Source organism: Streptomyces sp. NPDC091287, assembly GCF_044768525.1.
Lineage (GTDB): Bacteria > Actinomycetota > Actinomycetes > Streptomycetales > Streptomycetaceae > Streptomyces.
In genome coordinates this window covers 134,709-149,556 of sequence record NZ_JBIVUV010000018.1, presented here as the reverse complement: position 1 = coordinate 149,556, position 14,848 = coordinate 134,709, and the positions used below count along the sequence as shown (strand labels likewise).

The 14,848-nt window shown below is 71.7% G+C and carries 11 protein-coding genes; 6 read left to right on the top strand and 5 right to left on the bottom strand.

Annotated features, from left to right (window positions below; all coding sequences use genetic code 11):
* Positions 1–67 precede the first annotated feature (67 nt).
* A complete protein-coding gene (locus ACIQRW_RS28520; protein WP_403765331.1) occupies positions 68–667 on the bottom strand; it encodes a TetR/AcrR family transcriptional regulator in 600 nt (199 codons plus the stop codon).
* Positions 668–882: 215 nt separating this feature from the next.
* Here ACIQRW_RS28520 and ACIQRW_RS28515 point away from each other — a divergent pair, with 215 nt between their 5' ends.
* Positions 883–1,845 carry an oxygenase MpaB family protein gene (locus ACIQRW_RS28515; RefSeq protein ID WP_403765329.1) on the top strand — a complete coding sequence of 321 codons (963 nt, stop codon included), beginning with the start codon at positions 883–885 and terminating at the stop codon, positions 1,843–1,845.
* Between the two features lie 59 nt (positions 1,846–1,904).
* On the opposite strand, the gene ACIQRW_RS28510 is transcribed toward ACIQRW_RS28515, so the two are convergent.
* Entirely contained in the window at positions 1,905–3,476 is a 1,572-nt protein-coding gene (locus tag ACIQRW_RS28510; protein ID WP_403765327.1) for an ABC transporter substrate-binding protein, read from the bottom strand.
* 989 nt (positions 3,477–4,465) lie between these two features.
* Between ACIQRW_RS28510 and ACIQRW_RS28505 the strand changes: the two genes are divergently transcribed.
* Positions 4,466–5,395 (top strand): adenosine kinase, encoded by a 930-nt coding sequence (locus ACIQRW_RS28505; protein ID WP_403765325.1) that lies wholly within the window; start codon positions 4,466–4,468, stop codon positions 5,393–5,395.
* 159 nt (positions 5,396–5,554) lie between these two features.
* Positions 5,555–7,804, top strand: a complete 2,250-nt coding sequence (locus ACIQRW_RS28500; protein WP_403765323.1) for a PQQ-binding-like beta-propeller repeat protein — start codon at positions 5,555–5,557, stop codon at positions 7,802–7,804.
* Positions 7,805–7,848: 44 nt separating this feature from the next.
* Here ACIQRW_RS28500 and ACIQRW_RS28495 read toward each other — a convergent pair whose 3' ends face one another.
* A complete protein-coding gene (locus ACIQRW_RS28495; protein WP_403765321.1) occupies positions 7,849–9,618 on the bottom strand; it encodes a siderophore-interacting protein in 1,770 nt (589 codons plus the stop codon).
* On the bottom strand, positions 9,618–10,604 hold the full coding sequence (locus tag ACIQRW_RS28490; protein WP_403765319.1) for an ABC transporter substrate-binding protein: 987 nt from the start codon (positions 10,602–10,604) through the stop codon (positions 9,618–9,620). Before ACIQRW_RS28490 ends, ACIQRW_RS28495 begins: the two co-directional genes overlap by 1 nt.
* Before the next feature lie 137 nt (positions 10,605–10,741).
* On the opposite strand from ACIQRW_RS28490, the gene ACIQRW_RS28485 reads away from it, so the two are divergent.
* The 3 genes from ACIQRW_RS28485 to ACIQRW_RS28475 all read left to right on the top strand — a co-directional run bounded on the left by ACIQRW_RS28485 (position 10,742) and on the right by ACIQRW_RS28475 (position 13,669).
* Positions 10,742–11,488 (top strand): helix-turn-helix domain-containing protein, encoded by a 747-nt coding sequence (locus ACIQRW_RS28485; protein ID WP_403765317.1) that lies wholly within the window; start codon positions 10,742–10,744, stop codon positions 11,486–11,488.
* Between the two features lie 91 nt (positions 11,489–11,579).
* Positions 11,580–12,638: an iron chelate uptake ABC transporter family permease subunit gene (locus tag ACIQRW_RS28480; RefSeq protein WP_403765316.1), complete on the top strand. Its 1,059-nt coding sequence runs from the start codon at positions 11,580–11,582 to the stop codon at positions 12,636–12,638.
* Positions 12,635–13,669, top strand: coding sequence for a FecCD family ABC transporter permease (locus ACIQRW_RS28475; RefSeq protein ID WP_403765314.1), 1,035 nt, complete (start codon positions 12,635–12,637; stop codon positions 13,667–13,669). The genes ACIQRW_RS28480 and ACIQRW_RS28475 overlap by 4 nt, the downstream gene beginning before the upstream one ends.
* On the opposite strand, the gene ACIQRW_RS28470 is transcribed toward ACIQRW_RS28475, so the two are convergent.
* Positions 13,602–14,822 (bottom strand): MFS transporter, encoded by a 1,221-nt coding sequence (locus tag ACIQRW_RS28470; RefSeq protein ID WP_403765312.1) that lies wholly within the window; start codon positions 14,820–14,822, stop codon positions 13,602–13,604. The two genes, ACIQRW_RS28475 and ACIQRW_RS28470, sit on opposite strands and share 68 nt — an antisense overlap.
* Between the last annotated feature and the right edge of the window lie 26 nt (positions 14,823–14,848).

The window sequence follows — 14,848 nt, the reverse complement described above, 5'->3', positions numbered from 1 at the left end:
GACAAATCTTCGCCGTGTTCGGTTCGCGCGGCGGTGAGGTGGTCCCGCCGCACGCCTGGAGGGGCGGCTACTCCCGCGATGTCGCCGCGAGCACCAGATCCACGCAGTGCGACTCCAGCCGCTCGCGCGGCACGTCGAGCGTGCCGTGCAGCCACCCCGCGAAGAGGTTCGCCAGGCCGCCGACCAGGGCGTGCGCGGCCATGCGGCGGTCGATGTCGTCCCCGGTCCCGGAGAGCTGGCCGCCGACGAGGTCGGTGAACACGGGCATGAGCCGATGGCTGTGGGCCCCGAGAGCCGGGTCGGCGAAGGGTTCCAGGAGCAGCAGGCGGCCTTTGTGCGGTGCATCCAGGACCAGGGCGACGAAGGCGGACACAACGGCCCGGGCCCGGATGTCGCGCCGCGGGTCGCTGAGCGCCACGGCATCCTCCAGGGCGCCCCTGGCCTCATCGGCGACCCGCTCGAAGGCGGCGAGGAGCAGGTCGTCGCGGCCGGTGAAGCTCTCGTAGAAGTAGCGGTCCGTCAGGCGGGCCTCCCGGCAGACGGATCGGACCGTGACGGCCGCGCACCCCTCCTCGCCGGCCAGGCGCTCGGCGACGTCCAGGAGGACCTGCCGGCGGGCGGCGCGTCGATCGGCGAGCTTGGTCCCGCCCCAGCTCCGTTCCGCCAACTCCGGTGCCCCCGTTTCTCGTTGACCAATTGACGACAGGTGTCCGCACATTCTAGCCTGACGACAGATGTCCTCAGATTGCCCTCGGCGCAACCGCCAGGACCAACCCGTCAGCACACCGTCACGAACAGCGCCATGAACAGCGCCACGCGCGCGCCATGAACAGCGCCCCGAACAGCGCGGCCCCGCACCGGCATCCCTCAGCGGAGGTACACGTGACACCGTCAGCCCACGGACCGGACCCCACCGACCCGGGAACGGCCGAACCTCTCGGCCCCGACACCCTCACCTGGCGCTGGTTCGGCGACTGGAGAGGTCTCCTCCTGGCCCCCTGGGCCGGATCGATGCAGAACATGCACCCCGAGCTGGGCGCGGGCGTCGCCGAGCACTCGCGCTTCTTCGAGGAGCGCTGGGAGCGTCTCTTCCGCTCGCTGTACCCGATAGGGGGCGTGGTCTACGACGGCCCGCTCGCCGTCCGGACAGCCCGCGAGGTACGCGGCTACCACGCCTCGATCAGCGGGGTGGACGAGCACGGCCGGCCGTACCACGCGCTCAACCCGGGCACGTTCTACTGGGCGCACGCCACGTTCTTCATGCTGACCGTGCAGGTGGCCGAGCGGTTCGGGGGCGGCCTCACCGAAGCGCAGCGGCACACACTCTTCGACGAGCACGTCCGCTGGTACGCGCTGTACGGCCTCTCGATGAAGCCCGTTCCCCGCACCTGGGAGGAGTTCCAGCGGTACTGGGACCACATGTGCGCCGACGTCCTGGAGGACAACCGGCCCACACGGGACGTGCTGAACATGCGCCGCATCGCCAAGCCGCCCCTCCTGCGGCTGCTGCCGTCCCCGCTGTGGGTTCTCGCCCGTGTCCCGATCGTCCGGCTGATCCTGTGGATCACGGTCGGCATGTATCCGCGGGCCGTGCGCGAACGCCTCGGACTTCGCTGGACACCCCACGACGAACGGCTGCTCGGCCTCCTGGGCCGGCTGGTGCACCACGTCTGGCAACGCGTTCCCGAGCGCCGCCGCTTCCACCCGCGCGCCCGGGCCGGCTGGGACCGCGAGCGGGGCCGCCCGGCGTCGGGCCCGGTGGAGACACCGGCCCGGAACCTGCCGCCCGAGGAGCGGCGCGGACTTCCCCAGCATTATGCGCCGAAAGCCGACGACCGCGGGTGAGTCGGTGCCGCGCCCACACGTCGATCACCGCAGAGCTTGATCCACTTCCGCGACATACCTCAGTAGGCAGTGCTGAGTTCCCAGAACCGGAAGACGGTCGAGGTGTCCAGGCAGTTCTGCAGGCCTCGGACGCTCTCGTGGGCGACCGCGTACTGCTTGCCCTGCCAGAGCGGCAGAATCGGCAGCTGTTGCGCCACGATGTCCTGCAGTTTCATGTACTCCTGCCGCGTGTTCGCGCGATCCGTCATGGACGAGGTCCGCGGGATGATCCGGTCGACGATCTCCTCGTTGTCGTAATTGTTCGACAGGACGTTGCCCTCGCCGAAGAACGGCTGGGTGAAGTTGTCCGGATCGGGATAGTCCGGTACCCAGCCCTTGACGTAGATGCCGTACGTCCCTTCGGCGATGCCTTTCTCGTAGTCGCCGAAGGGGACGGACTTCATGCGGGCGTCGAAGAGCCCGCTCTGGTTCAGCTGATCGGCGATGGTGTCCAGTGCGTCGTCGGTAGCCGGCCCGTACCGGCTCGGGGTGGACCAGAGGGTGAGTCTCACCTTGTCCGCGATACCGGCTTTCCGTAGCTCCGCCTTCGCCTGTTTCGGCTTCGGGCTGTCCCCGTAGGTGTCGAAGAAGGAGGTGCCGTGGCCGGTGATGCCTCCCGGGATGATCGAGTAGAGCGGTGCCGCCGTGGACTGGTAGACCTCGCTGACCAGGGAGTGGCGGTCGACGAGGTAGGCGATGGCCTTCCGGACGGCGAGCTTGCCGACGACCGGGTCGTCAACGTTGAAGACCATGTGCTGGACTTCGGCGCTGTTGCCCTGGACCACCTCGATGCCATCCTTCTGCGCGGTGGACGCGGTATCCAGGTCAGCTATCGCCTTGGCGCTGAGGCCGCGGTAGGCAACGTCGACGTCGCCCTTCTCCAGAGCCGACCGGAGGGCCTGCTGGTCGCCTCGGAAGAACTCCAGGGTCACGCCCGAGTTCTTCACCTCGGCGGTGCCCTGATAGCCCGAGTAGACCGAGAAGACCGCTCTCCTCTTATCGATGGAGTTCAGCTGGTAGGGACCCGAACCGACCGCCTTGCCGCCCGCGAGCAGGCCGTCCTCGGGGTAGACCCGACGGTCCACTATGGAACCGCCCCCCGAGGCGATCTTGCTGGGGAACGTCGCGTCGGGCACCTTGAGGCGGAAGACGACGGTCCTGTCGTCCGGGGCGCTGATCGACGAGATCGTGGAGAGCAGCGGCGCGGGGCCCGCCGGGTCGTTGATCCTGATCGTCCGGTCGAAGGAGTACTTGACGTCCGCCGAAGTGAGGCTGTTGCCGTTGCTGAACTTCAGCCCGTCACGCAAGGTGCAGGTGTACGTTTTGCTGCCGTCGGAGAACGTGCACTTCTCGGCGGCCTCCGGCACGGGTGTGGACGCTCCCGGCGGGAAGCTCAGCAGGGACTGGAAGACGTTGTTGAACAGCAGCCAGGACCCCGGGTCGTATCCCGAGGCCGGATCCGTGGCGAGGATGTCGTCGGACATCCCGACGGCCATCGTGCTCTCGGAGTCCTGGGAGCTGCAAGCCGCCAATAACATCGCTGCCATTCCCCCGGCGATCAGGGTGCTCGGCCGCCTCGTACGAACCTTCACAGAACGTTCCTCATGCTCTCGGCCGGCCGCGTGGGGGGTTTCCCCGGACAGCCGGATCAGGTCGGAAACGACAGCGAACACCGCGACCGTCCAGCGCTGTCGGCCCGACCGGGCTCGATTGCGGACCGAAGGACTGCCCGGACTCGGTGTTCGTCAGGAACTCATCACTCGATGACTGACCATCAAATGCCAGTTGGTGAACCGCTGTTGAGAGGTCGATATCCATCGCGTGGTGTTGATGGCAATCTACTTGTATACCGCGCTGCGCGCTGCCGCATCGTGCGAAAAGAATCCTCATCCAACAGCTCGCGAACCCCTGGGCTCACCCCTGTGACCTGGGCTGTCCGGGTGCCTCCGCGATTTACCCGTTCAAGCGGGACGCTTCCTACCTCTGTATAACCTGTCGGGGTATACGAACAGATTGAGGGTCCTCAGGTGGACGCCGTTCGATCGGATATCGCCATCGAGTTACCCAAAGGTTCCGGGTGGGAATGGAATGTCCTTTCCCGGGACTGTGGTCGATACATCAGGAGCAATCCGGCAGTGCCGGGCGTTCCTTGGCCCGTACGGCGGGGAGCCACGCCGTACGGGGCTCCGGGCCGGAGGGAAGGCGGACGCGGAACCAGCGGGTGGACCGGCGGTTCCCACCCCCACACGTCAGCGAGCAGTTCCCGCTGCCCGAGGGGCCGCCCCGCACCCAGCGCGAGGACCGCCAGGACGGCCGCCTGCTGCCGCAGATGCCCCAGACGCAGAAGACGCCCGTCCCGCCGCACCTGCAACGGCCCCAGCAAGGAGATCGCCCACTTCGGCGCCGATTCCGCCGCTCGCACGGCGCCGGGCCGGGCACCCGGAACGATCCGGAGTGACATCCGGGAGCCCGTGCCCTGCGCGGACCCGCTCCACCGCGGTCCGGTGGCCCGGCGCCCTGAGAGGCTGTTCACCTCTCGGCGACCCCAGCGGTCGCGGTCCCGTTCCCGGAAGGAACTGCCATGAGCAGCGCGTACGACGTCCTCGTCCTGGGCGGCTCGGGTGTCGACACGATCGTGTACGTCCCCGAACTCCCGCTTCCGTACGCCGACAGCTACATGATCCGCCCCGGCATCGAGGCCCGCGCCGGGCAGACCGGCGACTTCGTCGCCCTCGGACTCAGCTCCCTGGGGCTGCGCACCCACCACCTCGACATGATCGGCGACGATCCCTCCGGGGAACTGGTCCGCGCCTTCCACCGTGACCACGCCATCGACTTCACCGCGGTGCCGCTGCCCGGCGGCACCAAGCGCGCGGTCAACCTCGTCGGCCCGGACGGCCGCCGGCTCTCCCTCTACGACGACAGCCGCTCCCACGTGTCCGACCGACTCCCCGAGGAGACGGTCCGCACGCTGGCCGCTGCCAGCACCCACGCGCACGTCTCCATCACCTATCCGTGTGCCCACGCGCTCCCTCTGCTCCGCGAGGCCGGAGTCACCGTCTCCACCGACCTGCACGACTGGGACGGCGAGAACCCGTATCACGAGGAGTTCGCCCACGGCAGTGACCTCGTCCTCGTCTCCACGGCAGCACTTTCCGACCACGAGGCCACCATGCGGCAGATCATGGAGCGCGGCCGGGCCGAGGCCGTCGTCGCCACCGCCGGGGCGGAGGGCTCCTACCTGCTCAGCCGCGAAGCCGACGGGCCGGTGCACATCCCGGCCGTGGCCCCGCCCGGCCCGGTCGTCGACTCCAACGGGGCCGGCGACGCCTACGCCTCCGGCTTCCTCTTCGGCCGGCTCATGGGCGAACCCTTCGAGCGGTGCGCGCTGTACGGCGCGATCGCCGGGGCCCACGCTTGTACGGTGCCCGCGACCGGTGGCGACGCGATCGACCGGGCCGCGCTGCTGGCGGAAGCAGCCACCCTGTCAGCAGTGGAGGCCGACGGGTGAGCGCCGGAGCGGACGACTTCCCCGTGGAGCGGGCGCGGCCGGGCTCCCTGTTCGTCACCCGCTTCACTCTGCCGTACCGCCCTGCGGCTAGTTTGGGTGCAGCACAGATGAGCGGGCCCGTGGTGGCACAGACACACGGGGGACGGGAGGTCGGGAAGAGTGTCGCTGCGCGGAGGTGATCCGGTCGAGATCGGCGGTTATCCGCTGGAGGAGCGGCTCGGTTCGGGTGGCATGGGCACGGTCTTCCTGGCCCGTACGAGCTCGGGGCGGCCGGTCGCGATCAAGCTGATCCATCAGCAGTTCGCGGGCGACGACGAGTTCCGCATCCGTTTCCGGCAGGAGGTCGCGGCCGCGCGACGGGTGAGCGGCGCGTTCACCGCCGCCGTGGTCGACGCCGCCCCCGAGGCCGAACAGCCGTGGATGGCGACGACCTACATCGAGGGGCCCACCCTCGCGCAGCGCATCGCCGCGGGTGGCCCGCTGGACGGGGCGGAGCTGAGGCGGCTCGCCATCGGGCTGGCGGAGGCGCTGCGCGACATCCACCGGGTGGGAGTCGTCCACCGCGATCTGAAGCCCTCGAACGTCGTGCTCTCGCCCGAGGGCCCACGCGTCATCGACTTCGGCATCTCGCGCGCGGTGGACCAGCAGACGCTGACGATGACCGGGCGGGTCATCGGTACGCCGCCCTTCATGTCGCCCGAGCAGTTGCAGGCGCCGCGCGGTGTGGGACCGCGGTCCGATGTCTTCTCCCTGGGGACGCTCCTGGTGTACGCGGCGACCGGCCACGGGCCCTTCGACGCGGACAGCCCCTATATGACGGCCTACCAGGTGGTGCACGAGGAGCCGTCGTTGGACGCGGTGCCGGAGGCTCTGCGGGCGGTCGTCGAACCGTGCCTGGACAAGGAGCCCGAGGGGCGCCCCTCGGCGGACGAACTCCTCGTGCTGCTGCGGGACCTGCCCGCCGAACTCGGCGGGACCAGGGCCGGCGGTCCGGGCGCGGGCCGCACCCGCGACATGAACACGCAAGCTCACCTCGCGATGGGGGACACCCCGGCGCGGACCGTCCCGACGGGCCCCGGCACGGGAAGCACCGGCGCGCCGATCGGTGGCCGTCTGCGCCGCCGTTGGCGGCCCGTGCTCGCGGCGGCGGTCGCGGTGGCGGCGATCGGCGGCGGAGTCGCCGCGCTGACGACGGGGGGCTTCGACGGGAGCGGTGGCGGCACGAGCCCCGGTGGCGCGGGCACGGGGCAGAGCACCGCGGTACCGGCGGGCGCGCTTCCGGCCGGCTTCGAGCCGTGGCGCGGGACCGTGCCGGGCGGTCGCGAGGACATCCCCGACGAACTGCGTTGCGTCGCGCGGGGCGACGCGCTGTTCTGCGGGGGCGGCGGTGTCGTAGCGACCCGTATCAGGGCCCACGACGGGTCCCGGGTGTGGACGGCGAAGAGCCCGGGCGTTCCCGTCCAGGGCATGCACATGGTGGGCGCCACCGACGACACGGTGCTCGGCTACCGCTTCGCCGCCCAGGACGACCCCGGGGGCCCCCGCAGCGAGGTGGTGGCCCTCGACGCCGACAGCGGCCGGGAGTTGTGGTCCGCACCGTCCGGCGCCCAGTCGACGGCCGTCACGGGCCGGACCATGGACGCCGTCGTGGTCGGCTCCGCCGTGGTGACGGTAGACGCCTCCAACTCCCGCTTCGAGGCCCGGGACGCCCACAGCGGTGAGGTCATCTGGACGACACCGTTCCCCGTCGGCACGCAGTGCGCCCCCGTCCCGCTCCGACCGCGACTTCTCGCGATGTGCGCGGCCGACATGGAGGTGGAGGACCTACAGGTGCGCCGGCCCACCCTGCGTACGCTCGCCCTCCCCTCCGGGACACTGGGCAGGCCCGTCACGGTCGACGGCCCCGTCGTGCCGATGGGCGCGGCCCGCGGCGGCCTCGTCCTCCTCTCGAAGCGCTACGAGGGAACGGCGCCGGCGGGGTACGACGGAGTGGCGCGGTTCGACCCGGCCTCGCGGAAGGTGACGTACGCACGGTTCGACAAGGTGTACGCGGGCACGCCCGGCATGGCGGACGGCACCGTCAACGTGAGCGGGCAGGCCGGTCTCGTGACGGCGTTCGACTCCGCGACCGGGCGTAAGAAGTGGTCGCGTCAGACCGGCGTGGAGGGCGCGTCGGGCCCTGCGGCGGGAGTCGGCGCGCTGTACTTCAGCTCGGCCACCGGCCGGGTGGTCGCACTGTCGCCGGACAACGGCGAACCGCTGTGGACGACGGATCCCCGGGTCGACGCCCTGACGGGCGAGCAGGACGCCAGCCCCCGCGTGACCTTCGCTGGGCGCGCGGTGTTCGTGGCCGCGGCCACGAACACCCTCTTCGCCTTCGACGCGCAGAGGCCGCCGAGGTCGGGCTGACCCCGGCGGCCCCCCCGCCCGCCCCTCCCCTGTGGGGGCGGGCGTCAGGCCCGGCGCAGGACCGTGGCCTCCGTGCCCCAGCCGAGCGCGATCGTCCGGTCGACGGTCCAGCCCGACCGCTGCGCGAGAGCGGCGATCGCGGCGGAGTCGCGCAGAGGGCTGCCGGTCGCCGTGTACGCGTGCAGGGCAGCCTCGGCCGCGTGCGGGCTCAGGCCGTCGGGGCGGGAGGCCTCGACGAGGACCGCCGTCCCGGTCCATCCGGCCAGCCGCGTGAGGAGCTGGACGCCCTCCTCGTCGGTACGGTGGGCGAGGGCCTTCGCGGCGACCGCGACATCGGCGGGGCCGGCCGTCCAGTCGATGCGGTCCGGTGCCGTGATGTGTCCGCGCAGCACCCCGGCCGGGGTGGCTTCCTCCGCGATCCGCAGCCGGGGCCGCCGCCCGGCGTCGTCGAGAGCGGCGATCACCGAGGCGCTGCCCGGCCCGGTCAGGAGACAGGTCCCGACGTGTCCCCAGAGGGGGTCGGCCGTCAGACCGGTCAGCAGGAAGACCAACTGCTCGCATTCCTCGACCAGTTCGCCGTAGCGGTCCGCGTCGTGGGTCACCGTGTCGTGCAGGGTGGCGCCCGAGGCGAGCCGCCAGGGGGACGTGCCGCCCCGGAGCGCGGGAGCCAGGTGCGCGAGGGCGAGCAGCAGCTCGGCCTCGTGGCCGGTGTACTCCTCGCGCTCGTGGTCGTCCAGGAGCTCCTCGCCCGCCGGGCCCAGACGCAGCCCGGCCCCGCCGTCCGCGCCGACGACCACGTCGTACGCTGCGAGCAGCGGAAGCAGTACGCCGATCCCCGGCCCGGGCACGCCCAGGCGGGTCGCGAGCGCGTCGGCGGAGAGCCCCGGCGCGTCGGCCACCGCGTCGACGACGCCGAGCTGCAACGCGGCCCGCGCCACCAGCCACGGCAGCGGCGACGGGATCTCGGCGGGGCCCTGCGCGGCCGCGTCCGCCGGGCCCGGTGCCTCCGGTGCGGCGGACTCCTCGCGGTGCCAGTAACCCGTGATGTTCACGCGGTCCTTGGGGAGCCTCCGCTCCCGCTGGAGATACCGGCGTACCGGAAGCAGCGCCCGGCTCTCCGCGGCCGCCCAGGCGAATCCCTCGCCCGCAGGGGCCGGCAGTGCGCGGACGGCGGCGTCCAGCGCCGCCGCGTCGCCCGGCTCCGCGACCACCCACCTGATCGTGTCGCCGTCGCGCAGCGCCAGCTCCTGGCGTGCCGCGTCGTCCGAGACGGTGACCAGGATGTGCGCGGGGGCGTCGAGGGGACGTTCGTCGAGGAAGCGGCCGATCGCGGGCAGCGCCGTCTCGTCCCCGATGAGGAGGATCCAGTCGAGCCGTTCCGGCAGCCGGAGCGACGACTTGGGCCCGACGAACCACAGCTCGTCGCCCTCCCGCGCCGACGCGGACCAGGCCTCCGCGGGGCCTTCGCCGTGCACCACGAAGTCGAGGTGGAGCTCTCCCGCCCGCTGGTCCACCCGCCGGGGCGTGTAGTCGCGGGTCAGCCGGTGCTGGGCCGGCGTCCACTCGATGCCGTGCGGCAACTGGGCGGGGAGCGCCGCCCGGACGTCCCCGTCCGCGGCCAGGATCAGCTTGATGTGGTCGTCGAACCCGGGTGCGGCGAAGGCCGGGTGAGCGGTCCCGTCGCGGGTGAACGCGGCGAGGTCCTCGCCGCCGAGGACCACCCGGCGCATCCTGGGGGTCACCTCGTGGACGCGGCGCACGGTGACCCGGCGCAGGACGAGGGGGTGCGTCGTGTACGCGCGCTGGGCTGCCATCAGGAGAACTGCTTCTCGATGAGGTCGAGCAGGGCCATCGACTCGTCGTAGTCGCCGCGCAGCACCCAGTACGGCAGGTCATAGGCCTGGTTCGCCTTGAAGGCGGGCAGGGCGCCGTAGACGGGGTTCTTCTTCAGGGTGGCGACGTCCGTCGTGTCGGCGTTGAAGCCCATCACGAACACGGACGGCTGGGTGATCGTCTGACCCACCTTCTCGGTCGAAAGCTCGAACATGTCACCGCCCTGCCCGTACACCTTGAAACCGCCGTCGGCGAAGACCGGCGCCGGTTCGATGCCGACCTTCTTCAGCTCGGTGGGCAGACCCACGCTCTCCACCAGTCCATAAGCGGTGCCGTCGCCGGTGAGGGCGAGGAAGGACACGGGACCGGCCGGCGGCTTGATCGCCTTCTTCACCTCGCCGATCCGCTTGTCGTAGGCGGCCAGGTGCTTGTCGTAGACGTCGGCCTTGCCGAACACGTCACCCGCCAGGAAGGAGAACTGGCTCCGCCAGTCGCCGAGCTTCTTGCCCACGAGCACGGTGGGAGCGATGTCGGTGAGGTCGTCGTACACCTTCTCCGCCTGGAACAGCGGGAAGCCGATGCCGCCGCCGACGATGAGGTCGGGCTCCAGGGCGAGGATCGCCTCCAGGTCGAAGCCGTCGACGCTCCACGGCAGGAACGTCGTGCCGTCCTCCTTCGCCTCCTTCGCCCAGTTCGGGGAGAACTCGCCCTTGCTCTCGGCGTCCTCGGGGATCGTGGCCCGCACCGGCACGTCGAGGTCGTAGAGGTACCCGGCGAGGGCGTGGTTCAGCACGACCACCTTCTTGGGCTCGGCCGGCACCTTCACCTTGCCGTAGTCGGTCGTGACGGTTCGGGTCTTCGCGGCGGAGGCCTTGTCCCCGTCGCTCGACGGGTCGGCGGCCGAGCAGCCGGTGAGGGCCAGCGCGGCGACGACCGCGACGGTGAGAAGGCGGGCAGGAGCAAACATGGGACCTCATGTGGCTGGGTAGGCTCGAACGTTCGAGCTGTTGGTAAGGTGAGGCTAACCTCGCTGGTTCCGCTGCGTCGATCCGAGTACGACATCGCCAGTGACGGACACGACGCATCGCACAACGGGAGGCACGCTTGCCGACGACATCCCTCGGCACCGTGGTCGCCGAGAACGCCATCCGCTTTCTGGGGCACGACACGCATCGGCACGACGCGCCGCACCTCATCTACCTGGTGACCGGCCGCGCCCGCCTGTCCGCCGACGGCGAGGAGTGGCGGCTCGGGCGGCACGAGGCCCTCTGGCTCGCTCCGCGCGTGCCGCACGCGCTGCGGATCGAGCCGGGCGGCATGGCACTCGGCCCCCTCCTCGACCCCGTTGACCAGCCACGATGCCGGGTTCAGCCACTCGGGGCAGTACCCGCGATCGTCGAGGTCATGACCACCACACTCGGTGCGGCGCCGACCACGCCGGAGCAGGTCGAGCCGTTCCGTCAGGAGCTGGGACGCGTACTGAGGGGCATCTCCCGGCAGTACTTCCCGGTCGTGCTGCCCGTCCATCCCGCGGTGCGCGCACTCGCCCGCGAGGCCCTGCGCGCTCCCTCCGTGACCCTGGAACGGCTCGCCGAACGACACCGGATGAGCCCCCGCCAGGTGCAGCGTGTCTTCCTCGACGAGACCGGACTGCCCTTCACACGGTGGCGCAACCGGGCCAGGATGAACGCCGCCGTCGAACACCTCCGCGGCGGGGGCGAGCTGACGGCGGCGGCCAGGGCGGCCGGCTGCGCGACCCGGGCCGGACTGCTGCGCGCTCTGAGCCGCGAGTCCGGGGTACCCGTGAGCGCGCTCACCACGGACGCGGTGGGGGCGCTCGGCGGCCGCTGAACCGGGAGCCGGGCAGTTCCAGTAGTTCATGTACGTCGATCACGCACGGCACTTAGGCCTGTCCGGGTGGCGGGTTGCACAGGGAGAACAGATGGCACAGGCGCTCGCGCCGACGACCGCGCCACCACCGGCAACGCCGTCGAGGTCGTCGCGTCGCAGGACCCGTCGGCTCCTCGGCCTGAGCGTCGCCGTCGGCACGCTCCTCGTGGCGGTGGTGCTCAGCGTCGCGATCGGCTCGGCACTGCTTCCCCTCGACGTGGTGTGGCAGGCACTGACCGCTCCCGACGGCTCCGCCTCACACGCCACGATCAGCGGCGCCCGCGTGGACCGCACGCTGCTCGGCATCGTCGTCGGCGCGTCCCTGGGCGTGGCGGGGGCGCTCATCCAGGCGCTCACCCGTAATCCGCTCGCCGACCCCGGTGTCCTCGGCGTCAACGCCGGCGCGAGCTTCGCCGTCACCCTGGCCGTCGCCGTCTTCGGCGTCACCCGCATCGACCAGTACCTGCCCTTCGCCTTCGTCGGCGCCCTCGTCGGCTCGGCGGTGGTCTACCTCGCCGCGAGCGGCGGCCGGGGCGGGCCCACACCGCTGCGCCTCACCCTCGTCGGGGTCGCCTTCACGGCGGTCCTGCTCGGTATCTCCGAGACCCTCGCCCTGATCGACACGGAGACCTTCGACCGTATGAGGTTCTGGGGAGCGGGCACCCTCACCGACCGCCCGACGGGAACCGCCGCCGACATCGCGCCCTTCGTCCTGGCCGGACTGCTGGCCGCCGCCTTCTGCGCGCGCCCGCTCAACGCGATCGCGCTCGGCGACGACGCGGGGCGGGCCGTCGGGCTGCGGGTCGGCGCGACCCGGTGCGGTGTGGTGATCGCGGTGGCGCTGCTGTGCGGTTCGGCGACGGCCGCGGCGGGCCCGCTGATGTTCGTCGGTCTCATGGTGCCGCACGCCGTGCGCTGGCTCACCGGCCCCGACTGGCGCTGGATCCTCGTCTACTCCGCCGTTCTCGCCCCGGCGATCGTGCTGTTCGCCGACGTCCTGGGCCGGTTGATCGTGATCCCGTCCGAATTGCAGGTCGGCGTCATGATGCCGCTCATCGGCGCGCCCGTACTGATCCTGCTGGTGCGCGGAAGCCGGGTGAGGGAGCTGTGAGCGGGGCATTCGTCCTCAGGGCGGGAAACCTGAGCCTGCGAGCGACCCGCCGCGGGGTCGTCGTGTGCGGGCTGCTGTCGGCCGCGCTGCTCGCGCTGGCCCTGTGGGCCTTCACCCTCGGCAGCTACGCGCTGAGCCTCGGCGACCTGGCCTCGGTCCTGTCCGGCACCGCCGGGAACAGCATCCGCACCGTCGTCCTGGAATGGCGGGCGCCGCGCATCGTCGCCGCCGTACTGTTCGGGGCCGCCCTCGCGATGGGCGGCGCGGTCTTCCAGTCCCTGACCCGCAACCCGCTCGGCAGCCCCGACGTCATCGGCTTCACCACCGGCTCCTACACCGGAGTCGTCCTCGCACTGCTCGCGGGTGCGAGCAGTTACTCGGCACTCGCGGCGGGCGCCCTCGCCGGCGGCCTCGTCACCGCCCTCGCCGTGTATCTGCTGGCGTTCCGGCGGGGGGTGCGCGGCTTCCGGCTCATCGTCGTGGGGATCGCGGTCGGTGCGCTGCTGTCCTCGGTCAACACGTGGTTCTCGGTGAAGGCCGACGTGGACACCGCGCTGAGGGCCGCGGTGTGGGGCGCCGGCTCGCTCAGCGCCATCGGCTGGCCCGCCGTGCTGATGGCCTCCGTCCTGCTGGCGCTGGTCGCCCTGGCGGCCCCGGTGGCGCAGCGCCGGATGCGCTGGCTCGAACTGGGCGACGACACGGCGGCGATGTTGGGCGTAAGGGTCGAGCGTACGAAGCTGCTGCTGGTCGTCCTCGGTGTGGCCGCGACGGCCGCGGTGACCGCCGCGGCGGGACCCATCGTCTTCGTGGCACTGGCGGCGCCGCAGATCGCCCGCCGCCTCACCGGCCGAGGAACCTCCGTCGACCTCACCGGTTCGGCGCTCGTCGGCGCGCTGCTGCTGCTCGGCGCCGACATCGCGGCGCAGCACGCGATCGAAGGTGTGGTGCTGCCGACGGGCGCGGTCACCGTGTGCGTCGGCGGGGTGTATCTCCTGGTGCTGCTGGTACGGGAGTCCCGGCGGGGGTGGTAGCGCCCCGCCGCGGACGGAGGAGGGCGACGGTGGTGAGGACGAGCGTGACGGCGGCCGCGATCAGCACCGTGGTCGAGGGCCGGGTGTGAGCGAGGAGCAGCCCGGTGGCCGCCGCGCTGATGCCGTAGCCCATGCCGCTGCCGGCGTACTGGAGGGAGTAGCCGAGGGGATGCAGGCCGGTGGGGAGCGCGCGCTGGAGAGACAGGTTCCGTGAGATCAGGACGACGGCCTGGCACAGCCCCGCAACCAGCAGCAGGGCGGACATGACGCCGAGCGCCGGGGCCGTCGCCATCGCGCTCGTCGCCGCGACCATGGCGTACAGGAAGAGTGCGCTGTGCGGTTCGGGGCCGCCCGGCCAGGCGCGCAGGCCGTACAGGAGACCGCCGAAGATGCTGGCGAGGGCGAAACCGGTGAGGACGGGACCGCTGTAGGCGATGGGGTGGCCCCGCTGTTCGAGGAGGGCGGGGAGGGCGAGTTCGACCGTGGCCAGCAGGTACATCGCGGCCACACTGGTGAGGTAGATCGGCCAGGCCGACATCAGTTGTCCGGCCACGCCGCCCCGGAGACCGGCCGGCTCGGGCCGACCGGTCTTCTCCGGGAGGAGGAACACACAGCCCGCCCCTGTCAGGGTCGCCGCCGCGGCGACGAAGAAGGGCACGGTCGCGGACCCGTGTGCCGCGGCCGTGGCGACCAGTGCCGGGGCGATGGCCCACCCGGCCATGTTCAGGGACGACTCCCAGCTGAGCGCGGAGTTGAGGTCCCTCGCGGGAACCAGGTCCGCCACCATGGCCCGCAGGGCCCCCGGGGCCGCGGCGCCGGCCGCGCCGGCCACCGCGGCCAGGGCGACGAGCACCGGCGCCGGAGCGGCGGGAGCGAGGGCGAGGGCGCCGAAGACCACGGCACAGACCGTGAGCCCCACGGCGATCTCCCGGCGGAAGGGGCGGCTCCGCAGCCGGGCTCCCAGGAGCGGGGCGCCCACCGCCTCCGCCGCCGTATACGCGGCGGCCATCACCGCACCGCGTGTGTAACCTCCTGACACCTCGCGGTCCAGGAACACGAAGGCCAACGGCACCATCGCCACCGGAAGCCTGGTCGTGGTGATCACGCACGACCAGGTGGCCATACGTCCGCTGACCAGAGCGCGGTACGCCACCCGTCGGTCTCCTCTCCTCGTGAAGG